The sequence below is a fragment of the Ruminococcus sp. NATIVEDY161 genome, assembly GCF_045819895.1.
Lineage (GTDB): Bacteria > Bacillota > Clostridia > Oscillospirales > Acutalibacteraceae > Ruminococcoides.
In genome coordinates this window covers 1,073,628-1,099,624 of record NZ_CP162392.1, presented here as the reverse complement: position 1 = coordinate 1,099,624, position 25,997 = coordinate 1,073,628, and the positions used below count along the sequence as shown (strand labels likewise).

At 38.5% G+C, this 25,997-nt stretch carries 27 protein-coding genes; 26 read left to right on the top strand and 1 reads right to left on the bottom strand.

Going from position 1 to position 25,997, the window contains the following annotated elements:
* Positions 1-250 precede the first annotated feature (250 nt).
* Complete coding sequence (locus AB1I50_RS05375) at positions 251-1,411, top strand: DUF6076 domain-containing protein (RefSeq protein WP_407725184.1); 1,161 nt, start codon at positions 251-253, stop codon at positions 1,409-1,411.
* Entirely contained in the window at positions 1,404-2,216 is an 813-nt protein-coding gene (locus AB1I50_RS05370) for a sigma-70 RNA polymerase sigma factor region 4 domain-containing protein (RefSeq protein ID WP_407725183.1), read from the top strand. Before AB1I50_RS05375 ends, AB1I50_RS05370 begins: the two co-directional genes overlap by 8 nt.
* Before the next feature lie 337 nt (positions 2,217-2,553).
* Here AB1I50_RS05370 and AB1I50_RS05365 read toward each other — a convergent pair whose 3' ends face one another.
* The gene (locus tag AB1I50_RS05365) at positions 2,554-4,041 is read right to left on the bottom strand and encodes an IS5 family transposase (RefSeq protein ID WP_407723075.1); all 1,488 of its coding nucleotides are present in this window, start codon (positions 4,039-4,041) and stop codon (positions 2,554-2,556) included.
* A 236-nt stretch (positions 4,042-4,277) separates the two neighbouring features.
* Between AB1I50_RS05365 and AB1I50_RS05360 the strand changes: the two genes are divergently transcribed.
* From AB1I50_RS05360 to AB1I50_RS05245, 24 genes are all read left to right on the top strand, one after another.
* Positions 4,278-4,883, top strand: coding sequence for a sugar transferase (locus AB1I50_RS05360; RefSeq protein ID WP_407725182.1), 606 nt, complete (start codon positions 4,278-4,280; stop codon positions 4,881-4,883).
* Positions 4,884-4,892: 9 nt separating this feature from the next.
* The gene (locus AB1I50_RS05355; RefSeq protein ID WP_407725181.1) at positions 4,893-5,723 is read left to right on the top strand and encodes an aldolase/citrate lyase family protein; all 831 of its coding nucleotides are present in this window, start codon (positions 4,893-4,895) and stop codon (positions 5,721-5,723) included.
* 3 nt (positions 5,724-5,726) lie between these two features.
* Complete coding sequence (locus tag AB1I50_RS05350; RefSeq protein ID WP_407725180.1) at positions 5,727-6,617, top strand: NAD(P)-dependent oxidoreductase; 891 nt, start codon at positions 5,727-5,729, stop codon at positions 6,615-6,617.
* A 12-nt stretch (positions 6,618-6,629) separates the two neighbouring features.
* Complete coding sequence (locus AB1I50_RS05345; RefSeq protein ID WP_407725179.1) at positions 6,630-8,210, top strand: asparagine synthase-related protein; 1,581 nt, start codon at positions 6,630-6,632, stop codon at positions 8,208-8,210.
* Between the two features lie 12 nt (positions 8,211-8,222).
* The gene (locus AB1I50_RS05340; RefSeq protein WP_407725178.1) at positions 8,223-9,362 is read left to right on the top strand and encodes a glycosyltransferase family 4 protein; all 1,140 of its coding nucleotides are present in this window, start codon (positions 8,223-8,225) and stop codon (positions 9,360-9,362) included.
* Positions 9,334-10,218: a LicD family protein gene (locus AB1I50_RS05335; protein ID WP_407725177.1), complete on the top strand. Its 885-nt coding sequence runs from the start codon at positions 9,334-9,336 to the stop codon at positions 10,216-10,218. Before AB1I50_RS05340 ends, AB1I50_RS05335 begins: the two co-directional genes overlap by 29 nt.
* Positions 10,218-10,883: a PIG-L deacetylase family protein gene (locus tag AB1I50_RS05330; RefSeq protein ID WP_407725176.1), complete on the top strand. Its 666-nt coding sequence runs from the start codon at positions 10,218-10,220 to the stop codon at positions 10,881-10,883. The genes AB1I50_RS05335 and AB1I50_RS05330 overlap by 1 nt, the downstream gene beginning before the upstream one ends.
* Positions 10,868-12,082, top strand: a complete 1,215-nt coding sequence (locus AB1I50_RS05325; protein ID WP_407725175.1) for a type III PLP-dependent enzyme domain-containing protein — start codon at positions 10,868-10,870, stop codon at positions 12,080-12,082. Before AB1I50_RS05330 ends, AB1I50_RS05325 begins: the two co-directional genes overlap by 16 nt.
* 10 nt (positions 12,083-12,092) lie before the next feature.
* On the top strand, positions 12,093-13,145 hold the full coding sequence (locus AB1I50_RS05320) for an ATP-grasp domain-containing protein (protein WP_407725174.1): 1,053 nt from the start codon (positions 12,093-12,095) through the stop codon (positions 13,143-13,145).
* A gap of 3 nt (positions 13,146-13,148) precedes the next feature.
* Positions 13,149-14,048 (top strand): glycosyltransferase family A protein, encoded by a 900-nt coding sequence (locus tag AB1I50_RS05315; RefSeq protein WP_407725173.1) that lies wholly within the window; start codon positions 13,149-13,151, stop codon positions 14,046-14,048.
* 45 nt (positions 14,049-14,093) lie between these two features.
* Positions 14,094-15,206: an EpsG family protein gene (locus AB1I50_RS05310; RefSeq protein ID WP_407725172.1), complete on the top strand. Its 1,113-nt coding sequence runs from the start codon at positions 14,094-14,096 to the stop codon at positions 15,204-15,206.
* Between the two features lie 2 nt (positions 15,207-15,208).
* Complete coding sequence (locus AB1I50_RS05305; protein ID WP_407725171.1) at positions 15,209-16,324, top strand: glycosyltransferase; 1,116 nt, start codon at positions 15,209-15,211, stop codon at positions 16,322-16,324.
* A gap of 13 nt (positions 16,325-16,337) precedes the next feature.
* Positions 16,338-17,348: a glycosyltransferase family 2 protein gene (locus AB1I50_RS05300; protein WP_407725170.1), complete on the top strand. Its 1,011-nt coding sequence runs from the start codon at positions 16,338-16,340 to the stop codon at positions 17,346-17,348.
* A complete protein-coding gene (locus tag AB1I50_RS05295) occupies positions 17,345-18,325 on the top strand; it encodes a glycosyltransferase (protein ID WP_407725169.1) in 981 nt (326 codons plus the stop codon). The genes AB1I50_RS05300 and AB1I50_RS05295 overlap by 4 nt, the downstream gene beginning before the upstream one ends.
* Position 18,326: 1 nt before the next feature.
* A complete protein-coding gene (locus AB1I50_RS05290; protein WP_407725168.1) occupies positions 18,327-18,893 on the top strand; it encodes a glycosyltransferase family 2 protein in 567 nt (188 codons plus the stop codon).
* Between the two features lie 109 nt (positions 18,894-19,002).
* Positions 19,003-19,545 (top strand): acyltransferase, encoded by a 543-nt coding sequence (locus AB1I50_RS05285; RefSeq protein WP_407725167.1) that lies wholly within the window; start codon positions 19,003-19,005, stop codon positions 19,543-19,545.
* Positions 19,545-20,555 (top strand): glycosyltransferase family 2 protein, encoded by a 1,011-nt coding sequence (locus tag AB1I50_RS05280; RefSeq protein ID WP_407725323.1) that lies wholly within the window; start codon positions 19,545-19,547, stop codon positions 20,553-20,555. The genes AB1I50_RS05285 and AB1I50_RS05280 overlap by 1 nt, the downstream gene beginning before the upstream one ends.
* A 3-nt stretch (positions 20,556-20,558) precedes the next feature.
* Positions 20,559-21,554, top strand: coding sequence for a glycosyltransferase (locus AB1I50_RS05275; protein ID WP_407725166.1), 996 nt, complete (start codon positions 20,559-20,561; stop codon positions 21,552-21,554).
* A gap of 13 nt (positions 21,555-21,567) precedes the next feature.
* Positions 21,568-22,116 carry an acyltransferase gene (locus tag AB1I50_RS05270; RefSeq protein WP_407725165.1) on the top strand — a complete coding sequence of 183 codons (549 nt, stop codon included), beginning with the start codon at positions 21,568-21,570 and terminating at the stop codon, positions 22,114-22,116.
* A 13-nt stretch (positions 22,117-22,129) separates the two neighbouring features.
* Positions 22,130-22,318: an LbetaH domain-containing protein gene (locus AB1I50_RS05265; RefSeq protein ID WP_407725322.1), complete on the top strand. Its 189-nt coding sequence runs from the start codon at positions 22,130-22,132 to the stop codon at positions 22,316-22,318.
* 21 nt (positions 22,319-22,339) lie between these two features.
* Positions 22,340-23,431, top strand: a complete 1,092-nt coding sequence (gene wecB / locus AB1I50_RS05260; protein ID WP_407725141.1) for a non-hydrolyzing UDP-N-acetylglucosamine 2-epimerase — start codon at positions 22,340-22,342, stop codon at positions 23,429-23,431.
* An 8-nt stretch (positions 23,432-23,439) separates the two neighbouring features.
* Complete coding sequence (locus tag AB1I50_RS05255; RefSeq protein ID WP_407725140.1) at positions 23,440-24,306, top strand: glycosyltransferase family 2 protein; 867 nt, start codon at positions 23,440-23,442, stop codon at positions 24,304-24,306.
* Positions 24,281-25,099 (top strand): 6-hydroxymethylpterin diphosphokinase MptE-like protein, encoded by an 819-nt coding sequence (locus tag AB1I50_RS05250; RefSeq protein ID WP_407725164.1) that lies wholly within the window; start codon positions 24,281-24,283, stop codon positions 25,097-25,099. Before AB1I50_RS05255 ends, AB1I50_RS05250 begins: the two co-directional genes overlap by 26 nt.
* A gap of 12 nt (positions 25,100-25,111) precedes the next feature.
* On the top strand, positions 25,112-25,987 hold the full coding sequence (locus AB1I50_RS05245) for an ABC transporter permease (RefSeq protein ID WP_407725163.1): 876 nt from the start codon (positions 25,112-25,114) through the stop codon (positions 25,985-25,987).
* Positions 25,988-25,997: the final 10 nt, after the last annotated feature.

Here is a 25,997-nt window from a genome sequence, read left to right as displayed (position 1 = left end):
AAATACAAAACTCCCACCTCGCGAAAGTGGGAGTAGTATTCATATTTGCGAAAGGAGAGCTTAGCCTTACACCGGTACTCGGCTGAGCTTTCCTTTCACTCTATCAATGTCAAATTTTCAAAATTTTCCGTATTTTCCCGTGAAGGGTTCAAACCGTTTCCGGATTTTTGTGAATTTTAGAACGAATATTCTAATTTGTATTGAAGTCTCCGAACGTATGTGCTATAATTATGCTGCGAGGTGAGAACGGATGTTTGAAAATGATATTCAAGATAAAGTGAAAAATTCCAATTTGTTTGAGGTCGTTTATAAAAAAGATAAGTTTTTGCTGGACGGTAAGGAGTATCCGATAGGATACACAAGCTATCTTGCCATTCAAGAAGAGTGCCGTTTTATGGATAACAAGCGCGTGAAATCCCTGCTTGCTTTTTCTGAAGACTTACTCCAAGATTTAACAATGGATAAACTCAGTTACCTGCACAAAATTATCCTGTCGGTTTTAAACTCGCTAAAAGCAAATCCGTTTTTCGGAATCTTTGATTATGACAAATATGCAGATAAATTAAACCTGCTTTTCTCGGACGAACGGTTAGAGCAATATATGGATATCTACATTGTTTACCGTGATAACTATGTTGTTGACACAGCAGAAAAAGCGGACAAGCTTGACAGGCTGATTAGGGCTTTTGATGATTTTATATTGGCGTTGTCCATTCCGAAGATCCTTGATAACGCGATTACGCAATTAACTTCTTATTCCTCGCTGGTATTTCAAATGACCCACCGTATTGTAGAGCGAGGCGCACGAAATAAAAGTCAGTTGGCAGACGCATTCGGCGATTTTTTGAATAACCCATATCTGCAGTTCACTTTTCGTACCGATACCCAGCCGTTCAAAACAAGGGCGACGGTGATGCCCGTTATTGAAAACGTCAATGGGGAAAACTATATTTTCCGAAAGGTCTATTACAATAATCTGAAGGACTTTTTGAACACCGATTTGTTTGAAGGATACATTCACGGGCATTATCTGTGGCGGTGTGATATTTGTGACAGGTACTTTTTTATGACGACGGCGCATAAGCAGCTGTATTGCAGTACGAAGAATCCAAAGTACGGCGTGCCGTGTTCATACGTAGCAAAACACCCGGAAGTAGTTAAGCGAAAAATGGAACGGCAGAAGAAAACTGACAGCCCGTATTATCTGCTTTGGCAGAAACGTAACGATTTGATCAGAAAAAACAAAAGCCTCGGCAAATACGATGAGACCATATCTGCCAAGGCAAAGGAATACATTGATGATCGTTTCGACGAAGCCCAAATCAATTGTGATTATGCGGAAACGCAATTTGAGAAGGATATGGAAATGGAGAATATTTACAAAGCGGCAAAGGAAATGCTAGATGTATGAATTAGATTATCAACCTGAACGGTTGGATTGGAATGAGTACTTTGTCAGATATAAGAAAACCGGAGAGATAAAGTATTTCAAAGCGTTTCTGCATTTTTATGAATCATATTTGGACAGAAAAGTTAGTCAGTTCATTAAACGCTATGAGTTGGAGGACTATCGCGCAGAGGATTTGAAGCAGATATTTGTTACTGTTCTCTGGGATGAGCTTCAAACTTACGATTCCAAGATGCCATTGCTGCAACTGATCAAATATAATGTGATGGCAGCTTGGCACGACTATGTGCGAATAAACTGCGGAAATTTCAGGTTGGATAACCGTCATCAGTACGCGATGCTGAAAAAGATAGCCTATCTATACTATCAGAAAAAGGAAAAGAATAAACCGCTATCGCAGATCATATCCGAAATATCGGACGAAATGGATTTGTCAGAAGAAAGCATAGAAAACTACCTGATTGCCGTAACCACTTTCAAGCCAAAGTATAACGCCGATTTTTACGGCAGCGACGAGGACGAAGATTACTATTCTTCTGCTGTAAATTCCGCTGAAAATGATTTGGATACGGAACGTTTATATTTCAAACTGAGCCAACAAGAAAAGTTGCTGAACGCCCTTACCAAACTCAACAAGAAAGACCGATTGTTGGTAGAGTACGTCTACGGTATCTGCCCGCAGTGCCTGAAAGACAAGGAGCGAAAAACGATCCGCCAAGCGTCCTTGCTGTTGGGCTTGACCGAGGACGGCGCACAAAAGAAACTGAAATCAATTCTAAATAAACTGCGAAAACTACTGCAAGAGTAAAGGCTGTGGAGACAATCCGGATTGTTTCCTCAGCCTTTATTTCGTGCCACAAACCGCAACAAATCGGCTGTGTGGGCTTTGTCCGTCGTGGTCGGGACATTTTTCGAAGGTTTTGTTTGAGCGACCCAGGGCGAAATATCGCGCGTTTCTTTTTTCAAAAACAACTGGCTTTCTCTAACCGATTGACTTTTACTATAGAAATATACGGATATTAATGCACAGCAACAATATTTTATCTGAAATCAAGTCCATAAAAACAATAAAAGCAACATGTGCAACATATTTTTGCAATAATTGACAATGTATTTTACTGCTTGACATAAATAGTCTCTGCTCATTAACCGCACGAAACGGATATGAGGTTATTTTTCAGCTTCAGCAGCATTGATATTACGTCGTACAGGAATCCCAAAAATCGGCGCAAAGAACCTCTTGCTAATTTTTCGAGGTTCAATACCAGTAGGGAAAGCGCAATGGAACAACGGGTCGTTGTATCGAGCTTCGTTCTGATGAGTCCCAAGCCGCAGCATCTCTTTGCGAGGCTGAAGCCTCGCTCGACTTCGATACGATCCGTGTTATCACTGTATGCAGTTTTGCGTTCCTCCGGCGTCGGTTCTTTTTTTGGACGCCCCAAAGCCGGACCGGATATACGGATACCCTTGCTCTTGCAGAAAGCTCTGTTGTTCCGATTGCGGTATATCTGATCGACCAGCACCCTTTCGGGATAGCGTCCGGTTCGCTTGCGGTATCTCTCTATTGCCGAGATGAGCACATCCGCTTCATTGTAAGCGTCAAAGGATAATCTCTCTAACCGTGCGAATCCGTTTTCATCAATGCTCATATCCAGCTTTGCACCGAATTCTACCGGAGCTTTTGCTTTGCCGCGCACGATGGGTCGGATATACGGCTGAGAAATACTGACGATGCGGTCTTTGACGCTGTGAACATTGTTGTCATACATGTACTTTTGCTGTTCATACAGCTCTTTGATGACCGTTAACCGCTTGGCTTGCTTTTCGGTAAGAACTACTCCGTTGGCTAATACAAACATATCGATATAGCCGAGGTCTCGACGAATATACTGAAGCTGCTGCTTGATCGCCTTGCGGATCTTTTTCTTGGTACGCTTTTTGCATTTCGCCAAATTCAGATAATCTTTTCTCGCGTTTTTGCGATACATCCTTGGCTTGTAAAAATTGTAGGTATAGCAGATATCGTCTATGATGGATTCAAGATTTTCTCTTGCCTCGTTCAGCAGATTGATGTCCTGCGGGTAAGAGATGTTCTGAGGAGCACAGGTAGCGTCAAGAATCAATGTGCCTTTGTTGTCTGCTTCGGATTTCTCATTCTCTTTGCTTTCAGCATCCTCGCCGCCATCGGAGTGACTGTTGTTATCCGAATCATCGTCTTCATTGTTTTCAGGCAGATTGAATTGGATCATCATTTCGTTGATGTCTTCAAGGATGTCATCTGTCAGACGTTTGCGAAACTCTACCAAAAGTGACGGCGCAAAAGGCGCTTCATAAGAATATCCCGGAAGTCCGATAAAGTATTGGTAGTAGGCATTCTCCTTGATTTGCTCGACAAGCTCACGGTCGGAATAATCATATTTCTTCTGGATCATCAGCGACCCGAGAGCTGTTTGTAAAGGTTTTGCCGGCATACCGGTCTCGCTCGGAAACAGCGCGGCATATTTTATCTCGATGTCGTACCACGGTATACTCGCAGCCTTCTTTACCCAGCGGTTCTCAGGATCCATCTGCATCCCTGCGGGCTGATTGAAATCTGTAAAACTCATTTGTTGATTTCTATGGAACTTATACATACTGTCCTCTAACTTAAGTGCAAGCTTTTTTATTGCTCTTGATTATTTTCTTGCACTTATTATAGCACATTTCGATGAAAAATGCACTGTTTATCGAGAATTTTACTGATTGCTTGTTTTGAAGGCAGTGACTAAATAGAAAAAATGATATAATATTATAAGTTATATTTAAATTGGTTACTTATGTGCTTGAGGCGTAATTTGATAAAAGTCGCGTAAAAACTGACGGTGTTACTATGTATAAAAGGTTTTTTAAAAGATTAATAGATGTTATTCTGTCGGTTTTAGCGCTGATACTGCTTAGTTGGCTTTATCTTATTATTGCCGTCATAATCAAGGCTACATCAAAAGGACCGGTGCTTTTCAAGCAGGAGCGCATCGGAAAGAACGGAAAAGTGTTCAATATTCTAAAATTCCGTTCAATGAAAGTCGGAGCAGAGAAAACCGGTTCAGGCGTGTATTCCGGCAAGGGAGATCCGAGAGTTACCAAGGTAGGAAAGTTTATCCGTGCGACAAGTATCGATGAACTTCCTCAGTTAATAAATATTTTAAAAGGCGATATGGCGCTTATCGGCCCCAGACCGCCGCTGACTTACCATCCGTGGAAGTGGGAGGAGTACACCGACGAGCAAAAGCGTATGTTTGAGGTTCGTCCGGGCATTACCGGTTGGGCGCAGACACACGGCAGAAAAGACGTCGAGTGGCACAAGCGCATTGAGCTGAACGTGTGGTATGTCGACCACATTTCCTTCGGGCTGGATTTCAAGATTTTCTGGCTCACGATTTTCAAGATTTTTACGAATGCAGATAATGAAAACAAAGGCGAAACAGTGAAGAAATAAGGTTACATTATGGCGCTGAAATTAATGTACATCACGAATAAGCCTGAGATTGCGCAGATTGCGGAGTCGTCGGGCGTCGACAGAATTTTCGTTGATATGGAATACATCGGCAAGGCAGAACGCCAGGGAGGATTGGACTCCGTACAGAATCACCATACGGTTGAGGACGTGCGTACCATGAAGCAGGCGGTTGAGAGTGCCGAGGTTTTGGTGCGCGTAAACCCGATTCATGAGGCGACTGATGAGTACACTTCATCCAAGCAGGAGATTGACGATGTCATTCAAGCCGGCGCGGATATCATTATGCTGCCATATATCACAAGCGTTTCGCAGGCGGAAGATTTCCTGTCCTACGTTGGCGGCAGGGCAAAAACCATGCTGCTGATTGAAACGCCGCAGTCTGCTGAAGCTTTGGATGAAATTCTGGAGCTTGACGGCATCGACGAAATCTACATAGGGCTCAACGATTTGAGCCTTGGTTATCATAAAAAGTTTATGTTTGAGCTGCTTGCCGACGGCACGGTTGAGGGCTTGTGCCTAAAGTGCAAGCTGAAAGGAATTCCCTACGGCTTTGGCGGCGTCGCATCGCTCGGTAAGGGAATGTTGCCCAGTGAGTATATTATCCGAGAGCATTACCGCCTTGGATCGACCTGCGCTATTTTATCGCGCAGCTTTTGCAATGTTGATAAAGTAAAGCACATCGGCATTATCAGCTCGACCTTCATCGACGGAGTAAAGGAAATCCGCGAGCTTGAAGCCGAATGCGAAAGCAAAATGAGCTATTTCAGAGAAAACGAAAGGGTAGTCGCAGAGCGCGTTCACGCGATTTGCGAGGGATAAGCGATGAATCTGTTGGTGACAGGCGCCTGGTCTGACGGCAAAAATTGCATAGCAGAGCTTGAAGCGATGGGGCATACCGTCACCTTTATGCAGTTTGAAAAAGATGCGTTACCCTGCTCTTATGATTGGGCAGAAGGCGTTATTTGTAACGGCTTGTTCCTAACCCACCCGATTGAACAATTCACGAATTTACGATATATCCAACTGACCAGTGCAGGTTTTGACAGAGTTGATATGGACTATGTCAAATCGCATGGAATAGAAATACACAACGCACGCGGCGTTTACAGTATTCCGATGGCAGAATTCGCCCTCTGCGGTGTTTTGCAGCTATACAAACAAGCGGCGTTTTTCCGAGAGAATCAGAGAAAACATCTTTGGGAAAAGCACCGCGGTTTGCTGGAATTGGCAGGCAAAAAAGTCCTGATAGTCGGCTGTGGCAGTGTGGGAAATGAGTGCGCGAAACGATTTAAGGCGTTTGATTGCTCGATGACAGGTGTTGACTTGTTTCCGAGAGAGGACAGCTTGTACAGTGAGATGTTGCCATTAGATAAGCTGGACAACGCACTCAAACAAGCGGATATTATTGTTATGACACTGCCCTTAACCGAGCAGACAAAACATTTGATAGATAATAGTAAGTTAAGTTTAATGAAAGACAGCGCAACGCTCGTCAATATCGCAAGAGGCGCAATCGTAGATACAGAAGCGCTGATAAACCACATAGATCACTTCACCGGCGCTGTTCTTGATGTGTTCGAGGAAGAACCGCTGAACAAGAACAGTCCCTTGTGGGAAAAACCAAACATCATCCTAACCCCTCATAACAGTTTTGTCGGTGACAGAAATGCGGAGCGGTTGAGAGAGGTTATTATTAAAAATCTATATAGATAGAGGGAGAAAACAATGAATAATAATGATTTTATCACATTGCTTGCAAAATACCCATATCTAAAAGAAGATCTGTTTATTCGCGGCTTTTTATTGACCGATAAAAAGCAAACAAACACAAATGACTTTCCATTTTACGGTAATTGGAAGGAAGAGGAACACTGCGGATATTATTTCATGGCGCATAAGCTTGCCGGAATGAATGTAATAGAGCAAGATGGTTCCGCGTTTTTTATTCTTGGACACGCCTATAATCCGTTTACAATGGAAATTGATGAAAAGATTATCTTGAAACGTATCGCTGATGCATACGGCACAGATGATTATATTGACCGTATTAATGAGATTACCGGCGTTTTTGTGTATGGCTCTATTGTAAATGGTACTGTGGAATATTTTGTTGATCCATCCGGTATGCAGTCTGCTTGCTATGGAGTTGTTGACGGTAACTTTTATTTGTCCTCTCACCCCCAATTGATATGTGATATCTGTAATCTGGAGATGGACAGCTTTGTTAAAGAGTTAATTGCTTATAAATGGTACGGCAGAGTAATGGGACCTTATTTGCCTGCTGATTTGTCTCCGTTTGCGGAGGTTAAGCGTATTGTACCGAGTATTCAATATTGGTATAAGGATAAGAATGTAACGCATAAGCGTTTTTGGTATTTAACGGAGAATAAAATTGCCAACGATACTGATGAGTATAACAAAGTGATTGAACAGGCAGGCGATATTCTTCGTAATAATATGACATTGATTTCTAAAAAGTGGCAGCGTCCGTGGGTTTCTTTGACCGGAGGAATTGATAGTAACACTACTTTTGCCGCTGCAAACGGTAATTACGATAAATTTGAAACTTTCAGTTATATCTCTGCCGAGAAAGAGATACCTGACGCTGCAGCAGCAAAGAAGATTTCCGAGCGGTTCGGCGTTACCAGACATGAGTACAAAATCCCTGATAACAACGACGCAATCAAGGATTTTGAAGCAAGGCGTGAGCTGTTCCGCCATAACAACGGTTACATTGCGGAATTATATGATAATGAAATTCGCAAGAAACTATATTTGAGAGATAACGCAAAATGCGATGTTGAAGTAAAATCTTGGGTTTCCGAAACTATCAGAGCGTACTGGTATAAGCATTATGGACGTAAAAAGTTTCCACCGCTCTCACCAAAACTTTTTAGGAATCTCTATAAGATTTTTATTATGAACAGAAGCTTGGCGCATAAGATTGATAAGCTGTTTGCACAGTATATTAAAGATTTTGAATACGAAAAAATCCCAGAATCCTTTCCGCCTGCTGATATGCACTATAACGAGGTGACTTGGGGCAGCTGGGGCGGTTTGAACATCACCGAGATGAAGTATTGCTTTGACATTACTTTTGCGTATAACAACCGCAAATTCTTGGATTTGATGTTCCGTGCTCCGCTTGAAAAGAGAATTTCAGACCAACATCATTTGGATGTAAAGAAATATTTGAATAAAGACCTTTATGATATGAACATTCGCGTTGTAAATCTTAAAGAGACCGATAATCGTGCGCGTGCGTTGAATGTGATTTTTACTATTAATTCGTTTTTGCCATTCTAAGGAAGTTAGATAATGAAAGTTTTGCTGACTGCAACCGTGCAGAGCCATATTTGCCAATTTCATAAGCCTTTGGTTGAGGTACTGCACGCTCATGGTTGTGAGGTTCATGTCGCGGCGCGAAACAATCTTGCCGAAAAAAACGGCTTGAAGCTTGACTTTGTTGAGAAGGTTTTTGATATTCCCTTTTCCCGTTCTCCAAAGAGTAAGGATAACCTGAAGGCAGAGAAAATGCTCAAACAGATTATCAACGAAGGCAATTATGATGTGATTCATTGCAATACCCCGATGGGTGGTATTGTAACACGAATCGCTGCAAAGCAAGCGCGAAAAAACGGTGCAAGGCTGATTTATACAGCACATGGTTTTCACTTTTATGAAGGCTCACCTAAAAAGAATTGGATGATTTATTATCCGATAGAAAAGTATTTTTCGCGTAAGAATGATACTTTGATTACCATTACTCATGAAGACTACCGCTTGGCAAAGAAGAAATTTCACTGTCAGGTAGAGCATATCCATGGCGTTGGTGTGGATGAGAAGCGCTATTTCCCTGTGAGTAAAGAAGAAAAACTTCGCCTCAGAAAGAAAATGGGCTTTGGTGAGAATCAAAAACTTTTACTCTGTGTAGGTGAATTGTTACCAAACAAAAACCAGAAGATGGCAATTCGCGCTATGAGGAAGATTGTAAAGCGTTATCCTGACGCAATTCTCTTTATCGCAGGCAATGGTCCTGAGAAAGAGAATTTAGAGCACGAGATAAAACAGTGTGGTTTAGAAAACAACGTAATAATGCTTGGCTATTGTACCCACTTGCAAGATTATCAGCATATTATTGATGTTCTTGTTGCGTGTAGCTATCGTGAAGGCTTGCCTCTCAATATTGTTGAGTCAATGCTCTCAGGTAATCCTGTTGTTGCAAGCATCAACCGAGGACACAAGGAACTGATACATGACGGCGAGAATGGCTATCTTGTCAGTCGGGATGATTCAGAAACGATGGCTGATAGAGTTTTAGAGTTGTTAGCCGATAATCAAAAAGCCGACAGGATTCAAAAACAAGCATATGAATTCGCGTTGGATTATAGTTTTACTTCAGTAAAAAAAGAGTTGGAAGATATATATTTTGGAGATAAAAATGCCAAATGGTTATGATTGTTCACAAATAGAGAATTATCAAACGCTGCGAAAACTACAAATGGTTCAACTGGAAATACTTAAATATATTGATTCCTTCTGTAGAGAAAACAATATACGCTATTCGTTAAGTGGAGGCACGCTATTAGGTGCAGTCCGACATGGCGGGTTTATTCCTTGGGATGACGATTTGGATATTTGTATGTTACGAAGTGAATATAATCGATTTGTTCAATTGTGGAATTCTTGTCAACACGATAAGTATTTGCTACAAAGCAAGGATAATACCCCTGCGTTTACACAGTCTTTTGTTAAAATTCGAAAGGATCATACTACTTTCTATCAAGAAGGAGAGTTGCCTGGAATTTATCATATGGGGATATTTGTAGATATTTTTCCAATTGATAGAATCCCCAGCGGAAAACTGAGAAAGTATTTGTTTTATTGGCGAGTAATTAGATATCAAATCTTCATTAGGGAGTTTATTCCATCAGATGCAAGTATTATATCTAAGTTTTTATTACGCATTATTTTTTCTTTGAATTCGACTGAAACTAGGAAAAAGAAAAGAGATAAATTATTAAAAAAGATAACACAATATAATGATGATACTCGTTTTAGATTAGTTGGTATTGATACAATTAATGCTATGAGAAAGTCTTTTTCTTCTAATTTATGGGATGAATTAACTACAATTGAGTTTGAAAAATCATTTTTTCCTTGTTACGCAAACTGGAAAGAGTATTTAACAAATTTTTACGGTGATTATTTGAAGCTTCCTCCAAAAGAAGAACAGACATGGTATCATCACCCAGTAATACTTGATTTTGAACATAATTATGAGGAATTAAAAAATGGGAAGGAACCAGAATAATGAGAATTTTAGCAATTGGTGCACATTTAGATGATATAGAAATAGCGTGTGGAGGAACACTGGCTAAGGCAGTAGAATCTGGTCATACCGTAAAAGTGCTTATCATGAGTAAGTCTGGATACACAAATAATGATGGTAAGATTCAGCGTTCAGATGAACTTGCTGTTGAAGAAGGTGTTCATGCTTTACATACCCTTGGTATTCAGGATATTGATATTCTTGATTTTGCCACAAAAGATATTCCGTTCTGCTCAGATGTTGTCCACGCAATTGATCTCGCGTTGGCTGATTTCAAGCCTGACATAATTTTTACGCACCATCCGTTTGACACTCATCAGGCGCATGAGGGAGTTGCCAAGGCAACTATCGCTGCGGCGAGAAGAATGAACACTGTGTTCTTCTATGAGCCGATTACGCCTTCCGGACGTTCTTATGTGGCTTTCAAACCTCACCTTTATGTTGATATCGAATCCACTGTGAAAAAGAAAATTGAGTCACTCAAATGCCACACCAGCGAATATAACAAATTTGGAGCGGAGGATTGGATTGAGGGCGTTAGATGCCGCAGCGGGTTCCGTGGATATGAGATTGGTAAAAAATTTGCTGAGGCATTTGAAATCCTTAGATTAGAAATGAGCTTTAATGAGTTATGCAATTTGATGTAAACACGATACGGAATCTGGAGCAGCTATTTGGCTCGCCGCTTTATGTTTTTGATGAAGTGGATTTTACAGAAAACTATCGCAGATTTGAAAAGACTTTTCAAAATGTATATCCCGAATATTGTGTTTCATATTCGTATAAAACCAACTATACCCCTTATATCTGCAAACTTATCAATCAGCTTGGCGGATATGCGGAGGTTGTTTCCGGTATGGAGTACTATATTGCTCAAAGTGTTGGATATAAGCCGGAGAGAATCATCTTTAATGGCCCCGATAAAGGTACGGACGGTATAAATGCTTTTTTGAATGGAAGTATCGTAAATGTTGATAATCTCACTGAGTTAAGTGCCCTTTGCGAGATTGCACTAACCAATTCCAACAAAAGTTTCAAGTGTGGGCTTCGTGTAAATTTGGATGTCGGACAGGATTTTGTTTCCCGTTTCGGAATGGATAAAAAAGATATCGCAGAGTCATTTCAAATCGTATCCCAAATACCTAATTTTGCAATAAATGGATTGCATTGTCATATAAGCCGTTGCAGAGGAATTGAAGCTTGGAAAAAACGTACAAAATTCATGCTATCGCTTGCTGATGAGTTTTTTGAAGGAATTCCCGAGTATTTGGATTTGGGCAGCGGCATGTTCGGCGCGATGGCACCGTCGTTTTATGCTCAGTTTTCTGATGTGCCCACTTATGAGGAGTATGCGGAAGTTACCGCTAAGATGGTTGCAGAGCATTACCTGAAAGAAAACAAAAAACCAATTCTTTTTACAGAACCGGGAACTACGTTAATAAATAAATATGTATATTTTATCGGCAGAGTAGATGCGATAAAAAATATCAGAGGAAAAACATTTGCTGTTCTTAATTGCAGCGAACATAACCTTGGGGAAACCTGTCTGTTAAAACAATTGCCGATTGAAGTGATTCATACATCAAGTAATCAACAGCAGTTTGATGATGTAGATTTTACAGGATACACCTGCTTGGAACAGGATGTGATGTATACAGGATACAGCGGAAAGCTGGCTGTTGGAGATTATATTGTTTTCGGCAATACAGGAGGCTATTCCAATGTATACAAGCCGCCTTTTATCAAGCCGAATTGTGCGATGATTTCCGTTAAGAGGGATGGAACTCCCGTGCTGATGAAGCAAGCGGAAACCTTTAATGATGTTTTACATACATATGTGTTTTAAGGAGAATATGATGAAACCGTTACGCGAGGTAACAGTGCTGATTACTGCCGCAGGCAATGTGTTTATGCCTGGAACAACAGCTTGCTTAACCAAAAACGGAGAACGCAAGATTCGATTAATCGGAGCAGATATGAATGATGATAAGACCATGTTGGAAATGGTTGATGCGTATTATCCCGTTCCAAGAGGTGATGACCCTGCTTATATAGATGTTCTTTTGGATATCTGCAAAAAAGAAAAAGTAGAGGTTGTTCTCCCGATTATGTCTGTTGAGCTGAACGCTTTAGCGGGAAACCGTGATCGATTTGAAGCAATCGGTACAAAGGTTGGTGTTTCTGATATTGAAGCGTTGAACATTGCGAATGATAAGCTTAAGCTTTTTGATTATTTGTCTTCCGTCGAAATTCCATGTGCAGCGTATCAAGCAGTACATAGTATGGAAGAATTGAAAAAAGCAGTACAAGCGCTTGGTTATCCTGAAAAGAGAGTGTGCCTGAAAGTGACAAACGGTAGCGGGAGCAGGGGATTTAGAATCTTAGATGCTAGCCAGTCAAAATTCGATGCCTTTATGCATCAAAAACCCACTTCGTGCTTTGCAACATTAGATGAAGTTATAGACATCTTATCGGAAGCACTGTATTTCCCTGAGATGCTTGTGATGGAATATCTGCCGGGAAATGAATACACAGTAGATCTGTTGGCGGATCACGGTAAAGTGTTGTATAACTGTTGCCGTAAGAGTATGAATATGGAAAACAGCATTATGCTTGACGGAATCGTTGAGGATAACAAGGCTGTGAAAGAACTATGTGCAACAGTTACAGAGTCGCTTGGCCTTGACGGAAATATTGGCTTCGACATTCGAGACCGCGAGGATGGAACTCCTGTTATTATGGAGTGCAATCCTAGGATTACGGCAGGGATTCCGACCTTTGCTGCGGCAGGAGTTAACTTGCCTTATTTGAATGTAAAGAGAATGATCGGTGAGAAACTGCCGATCTGTGAACAAAAATACGGAACCATCGTTAAAAGAAGATGGATGGAAATGTATACAGAGGAATAAACAATGGAATTGATCACCGTTTTCACACCGACATATAATCGAAAAGATCTCTTAAAACGCTGTTATCAATGTCTGATTGACCAAACCTCCTATAACTTCAAGTGGCTAATCATTGATGACGGCTCATCTGACAATACTGAGGAAGAGGTCAGAAAGTGGATTGAAGAGGAAAAGAGATTTAAGATCGATTATGTATATAAGGAAAACGGTGGTTTATATACAACCTATAATACAGCCATTCCGTTAATGGATACTGAGCTTTGTATTTGCTACGAATCGGATGATTTTTTCCCTGTAGACAGTATTGAAATTATTGAACGTTTTTGGCCTGAACTGCATAATTCTGAATATGTTGGTTTGATGACAATGTGTAAAGATACTGAAGGTAATTATATTGGAAATACATTTCCGGATGATATCAAATCAATGTATCTTTATGAACGTTTTTTGCGTTATGACAACGGTGGAGATAAGATGTATGTTTATAAAACTGACATCTTAAAGAAAGTTGCACCCATGCCTGAGTTTAAAGGGGAGAAAAATCTCAATCCATTATATTTGATGTACAAAGCAGATAAATATGGTGAATTATTAGTATCAAATGAAGTTTTGTGTATCTGCGATTACCAACCAGGTGGAATGACCGATACTGTTTTGTGGCAATACTATAATAGTCCTAACAGTTTTGCGGAGTGGCGTAAGCAACATATGATGTTTCCCAACGCTCCTAAAAAGTACCTATTCAAAGAGAACATCCACTATGTTTCTAGTTGTTGCTTGGCGGGCAAACTGGGCAAAGCAGTGAAAGAATCACCTAAAAAAGGATATACTGTTCTAGCGCTTTTTCCCGGAATATTATTATCATGGTGGATTCGGTATAAAAACAGAGATAAAAAGAAGTAGTTGATTTTTTTGAGGTAAAAACTATTAGTAGAGGTGGTTGGCAATTTGTTTCCATATATTATCGATGTAGCATTAACGGCATGGATTTCTTCTGCTATTGTCAATCGCTATGATTATAACGGTATTGCACAGTATCAAAACAGAAGAAAAAAGATAATGTTGCTTGGGCTTATATTGTTTATTTGGGTGTTGCTGTTCGCTTTTAGGGGAAAAACTGGTAGTGATACAGCCGGGTATTATGGTGGATATAAAACAATATATAATGATTCATTATCTTTAGATTTTTTATTGAATAATTATCGCGACAAGCTGTATCAAGTAGTAGTTTGGGTATTAAGTAACACTTTTCATGGAAGTTGGTTCTGGGGAAGTTTTGTTGTTGGCATTATTATATATTTCCCTGTTTTATATGTAATAGAAAAAAAGAGTTTAGATGTAAATTTTTCGTGTCTTATATATCTTTCAACTTTATTAGCTTTTTTCTGTTTCAATGGCCTAAGGCAAGGTCTTTCAATTTCATTTACCTTTGTTGCGTATTATTGCGCGCTCCGAGAAAAAAAATACATACGGTATGCTATATTTATGGCAATAGCTTATGGATTTCATGCTGCAGCGTTGTTGATTATACCTTTCCATCTTATTTCTCTTAAAAAGCTAAAGTCAATTTCTACAATTATCCTATTGTTGGTTGCGTTTGTTATGAGTTTTTTCTTGATTAATGTTTGGGGAGATGTGATTGGCTTTTTTAAGGGAGATAATTTGGTTTCAGATTATAAAGATGTTTTTGTTAACGCACATGGTTCAAGTATAATAAGAGCACTGTTTTGGGCGATTCCGTCTATAGTTGCGATATTCAATTATTCAAGGATTAAAAAGCATTTTAGTGATATCGATCACGATATCATTATGGGGATATTTGGCGTTGTTTTTATGATTTATAGTATGCAAAGTGTATCTTTTTCCCAGATGGCGCCATACTTCACAATTACTTCAGTTATTATGTTCCCGAAAATTGTGTTCTCATTTGATAGTGAAAGAAGAAAAAATATTAAAGTTTTAACAATTATTGTATGTTTGGGATATATGCTTTTTTTGTTATGGAATGGGGATTTAGGAATAAATCCATATATTCCGATGTGGGAATCTGGAGCCTATTAGGGATGATAAAAGTTTTGTTTTTTATACCAACTCTGGATAGAGGCGGTGCAGAGAATGTATTAGTGAATCTGGTAAATAATATGGATTATGATAAGTTTGATATAACTGTTCAGACGTTATTTGATCAAGATTCGCAGAAAGATAGCTTAAATAAATGCATAAAATATAAATCATTTCTAAAAAAACAGTTTAAAGGAAATAGCAGGTTATTCGCACGAGTTTCAGCCAATTTGTTGTATAAACAGATTGTTAAAGATAAATATGATGTTGTAGTATCTTATTTAGAAGGACCAACAGCACATATTTTAAGTGGATGTCCGTATAAAGATACTAAAAAAGTTGCGTGGATTCATACTGCGTTTGAAAATGAGCGTGGATTTTATGCTGGGTTCTCGTCGAAGCGTAAAGCCGTAGAGTCATATAAACAATATGACATGCTTGTATTTGTTGCAAAAATGGCACGTGAAAGATTTGAGTGGTTTGCTCAAGGAGAACTAACTCAAAGTTGTGTTTTATATAATGTCGTTGAAAGTGAAAAAATAAGGAGATTATCAAAAGAAGTAGTTACCGATATTGAGTTTGATAAAGATGTTTTAAACTTGATTTCAGTGGGGAAAATTCAACCGGTTAAGGGTTATGATAGGCTTGCTAAGATACACAAGAGATTGATTAAAAATAGAATAAAAGTGCATACATATATTATAGGTGTTGGTGAACAGAAAGCAGAGATAGAAAAATATATTGATGAAAACAAACTAGGTGATACGTTTACATTTTTAGGATTTAAGAATAATCCGTATAAGTATCTTGCTAAAGCAGACTTATACGTTTGTTCATCGCGTAGAGAAGGCTTTTCGAGTGCTGTTACGGAGGCGTTGATTGTTGGTACACCTGTAATCAGTACAAATTGCAGTGGAATATATGAACAACTTGGGAAAAGAAATGAGTATGGAGTTGTTACGGATAATGATGTAGACAGTTTATATACTGGATTGTATCGACTCCTGACTTCTCCGAATCTTCTTTCGCATTATCGTAATCAGGCGAAAATAAGAGCCAAGATGTTTAGTAAGGAAAAAACAGTAACAGCAGTTGAGGATATGTTACTTAACCTATAAAAAGGAGATAATTATGACTGACAGAAAGTTTGATTGTGAGCCATTAATATCTATTGTTGTACCGGCTTATAATATTGCGCCATATATTGTTCGATGCGTAAAAAGCATTCAAGGTCATACTTATTCCAATATAGAGATTATTCTGGTTGAAAATGGCTCTACTGATGGTACTTCAGAAATAGTCGATACATTTTTTTCCGGCGATAGAAGAGTTATAGTGATTCATGAGCGTAGTCAAGGTGTTACACATGCTAGATTGACTGGTGTAAAAGTTGCGTCTGGTGAGTGGATTGGCTTTGTTGATGGAGATGATTATATAGAACCTGATATGTTTGAGCGATTATTGTTCAACGCTAGATTGTATCAGGCTAGAATATCACATTGCGGCTACCAAATGATCTTTGAAGATGGACGCACCAGATTTTTTTATAATACAGGTCGTCTTGTCCGTCAAGATAGATTAACAGGATTACGCGATTTATTGTCAGGACCATTTATAGAACCCGGTCTTTGGAATAAGCTTTTCCATTATAGTTTGTTTAAACAGTTTTTTTCTAGTAGTTTAGTAGATTATTCTATCAAAAACAATGAAGATTTATTAATGAATTTTCTTTTGTTTAAAGAGTCAAATTGTTCAGTTTATGAGGATTTTTGTCCATACCATTATATTATAAGATCTGGTTCTGCTTCAAGAAAAGGGTTAAATGCTAATAGAATTTACGATCCTATTAAAGTTAAACAAAGAATTATAGAAATAGCTCCAGATGAATTGAAAGATGAGGCTATAGCAGCATATATAGCTACTTGTATCAATGTTTATAATATTCTAGCATGTGAAAAGGGACATCGGTATGATACTGATAAAACTAAGATTCGAGAATTAATTCTAAAATGTTCATCTGATTTTGATTTGTTAAGTAAGAGAAGCGGGATGCTTGTAAAGATGATTGTACAAATACCATCGTTGTATCCATTTATCTATCGTTTCTATACAAAGACCTTCCAAAAGAGAAGATATGAATGACAATGAAAAAACGAATAAGTGTGATTGTTCCAATTTATAATGTCGGTGAGTATCTGAATCGTTGCATTGAAAGTATAGTATACCAAACATATACAAAGCTGGAGATTATCTTAGTTGATGATGGTTCTTCTGATAATTGTCCACAGTTGTGTGAGGATTGGTCAAGCAAAGATAATCGAATTAAGGTTATACATAAAAAAAACGGAGGTTTATCCGATGCGCGAAATGCAGGCATGAAGATAGCAACCGGAGAATATATCGGTTTCATAGACAGTGATGACTATGTTGCTTTGGATTTCTTTGCTACCTTGCTAGCAGTAATGGAAAAAGAGAACAGTGACGTAGTAGAGTGTAGTGTGGTAAAGTTCTATGAAGATGAAAGAATTGAGAAATACTCAGATGATTTAGCTGTTACCACATTTAAGACAGAATCGGCATTGTCCGGATTGATTGCGGAGAATCCTTTTCATCAACACGTTTGGAATAAATTATATAAGGCTGATTGCCTCAAGGGTATACTTTTTCCTGTAGGAAAACTTAATGAAGATGAGTTTTGGACGTATCAGGTCTTTGGCAGGACTCAAAAGGTTTCAAAAATCAATAAGACTATGTATTATTACTTCCAGAGAGGCGATAGTATTATGGGAGAGAATTACAGTATTCGCCGTTTAGACGCACTGGAAGGAAAAGCTAAACGACAGAAATATATCGAAAAGAATTATCCCAATCTTGCTGTACAAGCCAAAATAGATTTTTATGGATCTTGCATGTTTGCTTATCAGTGTGTTTTAAAATATTTAAGCGGCAAGGAAAAACGAGAGGCTATAACAAGAATCAAAAGGTATAAGCAAGAATGCAATCTATCTGTATCAGAAATAAAAAAAATACAAGGCTCATCAAAAAAATACTTTGTTTTTTCAAGAATAAGCTTTGATCTTTGCTGTAAGTTCAGAGCGCTTGCTAATATTGGATTTTAATATGAATAGATTAATTAGCGTAGTTGTTCCGGTCTATAACGTTGAAGATGTTTTGCACTTTTGTATTGATAGTATATTGAATCAAACTTATTCTGATTTTGAACTTTTACTTGTGGATGATGGGTCTACTGATAAAAGTGGCGATATTTGTGATCAATACGCAAGAAAAGATACAAGAATTCGTGTGTTTCACAAGGAAAATGGCGGTGTTTCATCTGCAAGGAATCTTGGAATCGATAACGCAAATGGGGAGTATATATGCTTCATTGATAGCGATGATTATGTAAATTCAGAATTCTTAGACTCATTAATTAAAACCAAAACATTATATCCGCACTGTGATAATGTTTGGTGTTGCTTTTCAACCGTTTCTTTTCCCGGCGGAAATCCTGTAAACAGCAATAAAATAAAAATGGAAGAAGAGTATATTGAATTTAGCAGAAGACAGATTATGACATTGCACGATAATTGGTTAGATGCCGGTCCGGTGTGCAAGCTATATCAAAAAGAGATTATAGATAAAAATAATATTCGTTTTAATGAATCAATTTCATTAGGAGAACCCTGATTTACTTGTGCATTACAAAAAGAAAGCAGAAATCAGAGGAAAAGAATTCAGCATAGAAAAGACCGTTAAAGCAGTGGAAGATATGTTGTTGAGTTTATAAGAGAAGATTATGAGTATATTAAAAGAATGGATATACCGCTTGCGCGGAGAATACACAACTGAAAAATTGATTTCAATGGGTATGAAAGTCGGGAAGAATTTTGGGCGTCTAAACGGAGTTATTCTGGATCCGAGTCATTGTTGGCTAATTGAAATCGGCGATGATGTCACATTGGCACCACGCGTACACATTTTATGTCATGACGCAAGTACCAAGGCTTTTATGAATTTTACTAAAGTCGGCAATGTGACCATCGGAAACCGCGTTTTTATCGGAGCTGAATCTGTTGTATTGCCTGGAGTGACAATTGGAGATGACGTCGTAATCGGGGCAAATAGTACCGTGACACAAGATATCCCAACTAATTCTGTTGCGGTCGGATCTCCTGCAAGAGTTATTTGCACTTTGGAAGAGTATATTCAGAAAGAAAAAGAGCGTATGAAATCCGCGCCTGTATATGATGAATCATATACTTTAAGAAAGGATATACCTATGGAGCTTCGTTTGAAGCAGAAAGAAGAATTAGACGGTAAAATAGGTTACATAGATTGATGAACGAAAACAAAATATCAGTAATAGTTCCTGTATACAATATTGAAAATTATATTGAAAAGACAGTAGAGAGTATCAGAAATCAAACATATCAAAACCTTGAAATTATTTTAGTCGATGACGGATCAACCGATAACAGTGGTGCTGTAATTGATTGTATCAAAGAGAAAGATAATCGTGTAAAGGTTATTCATCAAGAAAACTGTGGCGTGACAAGTGCTAGAATAACTGGTACCAAAGAAGCAACGGGCGATTGGATTGGATTTGTTGATGGCGACGATATAATTGAGCCGGATATGTATCAACGACTGCTTGAGAATGCGTTGAAGTATTCTGCTCAAATATCGCATTGCGGCTATCAAATGGTATTTCCGAGCCGTGTTGATTACTACTACAACACAGGCCGTCTTGTGCAACAAGACAAGCTAACAGGTCTTTATGACCTGTTAGACGGTTCATTTATTGAACCGGGCCTGTGGAACAAGCTTTTCCACAAAACCTTGTTCCACAGCTTGTTACACGAGGGATTAATAGATTTATCAATTAAGAATAACGAAGATCTGTTGATGAACTATTATTTATTTAAATCCGCCTCAGCAAGTGTATTTGAGGATATTTGTCCTTATCATTATGTTCTGCGCAAAGGTTCAGCGGCTACATCAAAGGTGAATAAGCATAAGTTGTACGATCCTATAAAAGTTCAAAAAATAATTCTCAATGATGTTAGGGATAATAAAGAATTATCTGATGTTGTATATGGGAGACTTGCTAGTTTTTACATAAATGGTGCGGTTATGACTAATCCGGGCAGAGAAGCGTATATTGATGAATATATTAAAATGTGTCGGGGAGAGTTAAAAAAGATAAAAGAACCTTTTTTGGCAGGAAATAGAAGTAAGATTTTAAAAATCCGATATCATCTTTGTAGTTTCTCTCCTGCTTTATATCGTGCATTTCATAAGATATATGCTAAGGCAAGAGGAACTGATAATAAATACGAAGTGAGATAGATTATGGAAAATCCGCTAATCAGCATTATTGTACCGATATTTAACGTCGAAGCATACCTGAATAGATGTGTTGAGAGTATAGTTAATCAGACTTATCAAAAACTTGAAATAATCTTGGTAGATGATGGCTCACCTGATAATTGTCCGCGAATGTGTGACGATTGGGCTAAAAAAGACAGCCGCATAAAGGTTATACATAAAGAAAACGGAGGCTTATCCGATGCGCGAAATGCAGGGATGAAGATAACAACTGGTGAATATATTAGTTTTATTGATAGTGATGACTATATAGAAACATGCATGATTGAGATTCTTTATGAAGCAATAAAAAAATATGATTGCGATATCGCATCTTGTAGAGTAAGAATAGTTATGGATGATAAGCCGTCTATTCCACTCACTTCGGCTATAGATAATAAAAAGGTTTTTGATAACAGCTTACAATCAATGGAAGATTTGATAAATGGAAAACATCTGCTTCAAACTGTTTGGAATAAACTATATAGAAAAAAAACTATTGAAAATATAGAATTCCCAATAAACAAGATTAATGAGGACGAATTTTGGACTTGGAAAGCAATTGCAAATTCAAAGCGTGTCGTTTGTGTGAATTCCATTCTTTATAATTATTATTTACGTAGCGGAAGTATAATGCAGGGAGGGATTAATTATAGCCCAATGCCAGTACTCGAAGCAAAATACGAGCGACTCAAATTTATTGAAACAAACATGCCTGCTTTAAGAAATGTTGCTCGCGTTGATTTGTTAAATACGTGCCTTTTTCAAGCCTTACGTTCAAAACGATTATTACAAAGAGATGATAATCAACGTTACTTTAAAGAAATAAAAAAAATAGCAAATCAGTGTTGCCCAGATATTGAATATGTCAAATCTTTAAAACTTAAGAAACGATTAAGAGTAATCAGTCTATGTCATTGTTTTAGATTTGTTTTTTATGCACAAAACATACTGGGAATAGGCAACAAATCTAATATATGAAGGAGGCATACTGTTGAAAAGAGTTATTAAAAAAATAAGAAAATTATGGTACGGCTATAAAAACAATGAAGAAAAAATACTCGAATTGAAAATTGAACAGTTTAATAAATTAGGAGGAAAATGTGGTAAAAACTTTAAGTTTTATTGTGAAATGCCAGGAGAACCATGTTTGGTTGAAATAGGTGATAATGTTACGATTGCTTATGATACAGCATTGCTAACTCATGATAACTCTGTTATTAAATGTGATTTGGATGTTACAGATTATTTTGGCAAAATTAAAATAGGAAATTCATGCTTTATTGGTGCTAAATCTATTATTTTGCCAGGGGTAACTTTGGGAGATCATACTATAGTCGGTAGTGGTAGCGTTGTTACAAAAAGTTTTCGCGAGGGTAATGTTGTAATTGCTGGTAATCCTGCAAGAAAAATATGTGATTTTGAAGATTTTAAAAACAAAAAAAAGAGAATTTCAATAAATATGGATTATGGACATAGAAGGCAAAGAAAAATTGAATTCTTGGCATCTTTGCCTGATGATATGTTAGAACAAAAGAACTAACAATGAAGAAGATATTACAATAGGTGATAGAGTCTGGATTGGAACCGGAGTGAACATTTTAAAAGGAAGCGTTCTTCCTGACGGCACTATTGTAGGTGCACGAAGCGTTGTTACTAAACAGTTTCTACGCGAAAATACTGTGGTTGTCGGTAATCCTGCAAGGGTTATTAAGGATAACGTGCGATGGACAATGGAGAGATAATCAATAAGGGCAAGAGTATAAATGGAAAAAATCATGGTAGTCTTTGGCACAAGACCGGAAGCAATAAAAATGTGTCCTTTAGTTAACGAACTAAAGTCGAGAGAAAACATCATAACAAAAGTCTGCGTCACCGGACAGCATCGTCAAATGCTGGATCAGGTTCTTGAAATATTCAATGTCGTTCCTGACTACGACCTTTCCATTATGAAAGACAAGCAGACGCTGTTTGATATTACCACAGGTATTTTAAACCGTATCAAAGAGGTATTGGAGCAGGAAAAGCCGGATGTAGTTTTGGTTCACGGCGATACTTCCACGACATTTGTAACGGCGCTTGCGTGTTTCTATATGCAGATTTCCGTCGGACATGTCGAAGCGGGATTACGGACATACAACATCTATTCTCCTTATCCGGAAGAGTTTAATCGTGAAGCTGTTGGTATTATTTCACAGTATAATTTTGCCCCGACAGAGGTTTCTAAGGAAAATCTTTTGAGAGAAGGAAAAAAGCCGGAGACGGTTTATGTTACCGGCAACACAGTAATTGACGCGCTAAAAACGACAGTGCGCGAGAACTATAAACATCCTGAATTGGAATGGGCTGACGGCAGCAGATTGATTATGCTGACAGCTCATCGCCGGGAAAATCTTGGCGAACCGATGCACCGAATGTTTCGTGCAATTCGAAGGATTGTAGATGAGACGCCTGATGTTAAGGTGATTTATCCGATACATATGAATCCGGTTGTGCGCAAGGCTGCGGATGAAGAACTCGGCGACGATGATAGAATCCATATCATTGAGCCGCTTGATGTGTTAGATTTTCATAATTTCATGGCACGCAGTTATTTGATCCTTACTGACAGTGGCGGTATTCAGGAAGAAGCTCCTTCTCTTGGAAAACCTGTGCTTGTAATGCGCGACACAACCGAAAGACCCGAGGGTATAAAAGCGGGTACGCTTAAGCTTGTTGGCACCGACGAAGAGGTTATCTATCAAGAGTTCAAGAAGCTGTTAACCGATAAAGCTGAATATGAAAAAATGAGCAAGGCGAGCAATCCGTATGGTGATGGGTTTGCCTGCAAGAGAATAGCAGATATTTTATGTAATTAGGTGATTATTTGGACGAACTAGTAAGCATTGTTTTGCCGGTATATAACGGAGAACGCTTTCTGGCAGAAAGTATAGACAGCATTATTGCTCAAACCTATCAAAACTGGGAATTGATTATCATTGATGATTGTTCATCAGATTCATCTTCTGAAATCGCAAAAAGCTATTTATCTAAAGATAATAGAATTCATTATTATCGGAATGAGCAAAACCTTAAGTTACCGAGGAGTTTAAACAGAGGTTTTTCTTTGGCGAAGGGTGATTATCTTACTTGGACATCGGATGACAACAAATATTTACCCGTTGCTATAGAAAAGATGGTTAACACCTTAAAGCAAGAAAAAACCGAGTTTGTATTTGCAACCTGTGATGTGATTAATGCCGAAGGAAAGATAGTCGATATTTGGACTGCTCCAAAAGATTATCAAAACGCCATCATTGGCGGTAACTTTGTAGGCGCGTGCTTCCTGTACACTAGAAAAGTTTACGAAGCAATTGGTGAGTATAATCCGAATAAGTTTTTGGTGGAAGATTATGATTATTGGCTGAGAATATTTGCAAGATTTCCTGTTTCAAATATTCCGGATGCTTTGTATCAGTATAGGTGGCATGACGGTACACTGACCAGTACCGAGAAAACGGATAAGATTAACAGAGGCTGTGAAAGCGTGATTCTCGAACACTTGCCTGACTATGGGAGGCTTTCCGTTCTTCAAAAATACTATTTGTATTCCAACTTGCATCGATTAAGACAAACCAGAACATCACCTGAAGAGCGAGATTGTTATAAGAGCAAAGCTAAATTGTATAATACATATTATTTACTGAAACACAGAATTCCAAATAAAATTGTTCGAACCTTTAAGACCAAGTAAAGACGGTGATAAGTTGCATCCGATTAAATCTATTCAGGAGAGAAGAAAAGGGTATATCCTCAGCCATTTTTCGGAAAGTAAATACGCTAAACAACTGAAACAATTTAAGAATATCCATAATGGAGAAACATGTTTCATTATTGGAAATGGGCCAAGTCTGACAGCACAAGATTTAGAGAAGCTTTATCAAAGGCACCTTCCGACCTTTGCGTTTAATCGTATTTACCTAATGTTCGATCATACAAACTGGCGTCCGACGTATTATGTGTCCCAAGACGAGAAAACTCTTAAGAATTGTGTGGAACCAGTTAATCAGATGGACTTGAAATATAAGTTTATTCCGCTTTTCATACATTTCTATCATGACGTGAATATTGACAACGCATTGTTTTTTAATCTGAACCCGCAAAGAACCGAGTATCCTGTTATGGAAGAAGATATTTCCAAGTTTATTGGTGATTCCACAACCGTAGCCGTCACTGCCGCTCAAATGGCAGTATATATGGGGTTCAAAAAAATATATTTAATCGGCGTAGATCATAACTTTAGTACGTGGAAAAATGATAAAGGAGAAATCATCAATGATTCATCAGTCAAAGATTATTTCACCGATGAATACAACAAGGACAAAGCAGAGCTTTATGTTCCTAATATAGACGCAAGCACACGCGCGTTCATATCCCTAAAGAAATTCTGCGATGAAAAGGGCATTGAAGTCTACAACGCGACCCGCGGCGGCAAGCTTGAGGTTTTTCCGCGGGTGGATTTTGATGAAGTAATCAATAACATATAAGGTGGTTTAATAATGGCAGATATTCATGCTAATTATCAAAAGTATCATTCTCACATATCGTCAAAGCACAAATGGTTTGACTTAAAGCTAAAAGAAGTTTGGCAATATAAAGATTTGATTTGGCTTTTTACCAAGCGTTCCTTTGTAGTTACCTATAAGCAAACGATTTTAGGCCCTGCGTGGTTGGTGTTGAATCCGATTATCACCAGCTTTATCTACGCTTTTGTATTTGGCGGTATTGCCGGAATGGGAACCGACGGCGTTCCGCAGATGGCATTTTATCTTCCGAGTACGGCAATCTGGTCGTTCTTTGCGTCATGTGTAACGAATAACGCTTCCACATTTACGTCAAACGCCGGAGTTTTTGGTAAGGTATATTTTCCACGGCTCACAACGCCGATTTCCAATGTCCTGTCCTCGATGGTTCAGTTCTTAATTCAGTTTGCAGTCGCATTGATGTTCATTATTTTCTTTGTGATTCAAGGAGAGGTTTCCCCAAATTGGTGGGCATTCTGGATGATTCCGATAGCTCTGATTCACCTCGGTATGATGGGAATGGGTCTTGGTATCATCATTTCCAGTATGACGACAAAGTACAGAGATTTGTCTGTCTTAGTCGGATTCGGCGTACAACTTTGGATGTATGCAACCCCAATCGTATATCCGCTTTCTCAGCTTACTGAAAAATTCCATGCTGAATGGATTCAGACCATCGTGAAATTTAACCCGGTAACAATGCCGGTTGAAATGTTCCGTTTTGCCGTCATCGGCAAGGGTACAATTGAACCACTGTATCTGGCGATTTCATGGGCATTTACAATTGTTGTAGTCATTTTCGGCATTATGGTTTTCAACAAGGTTGAAAGAACCTTTATGGATACAGTTTGATGGAGGGTAA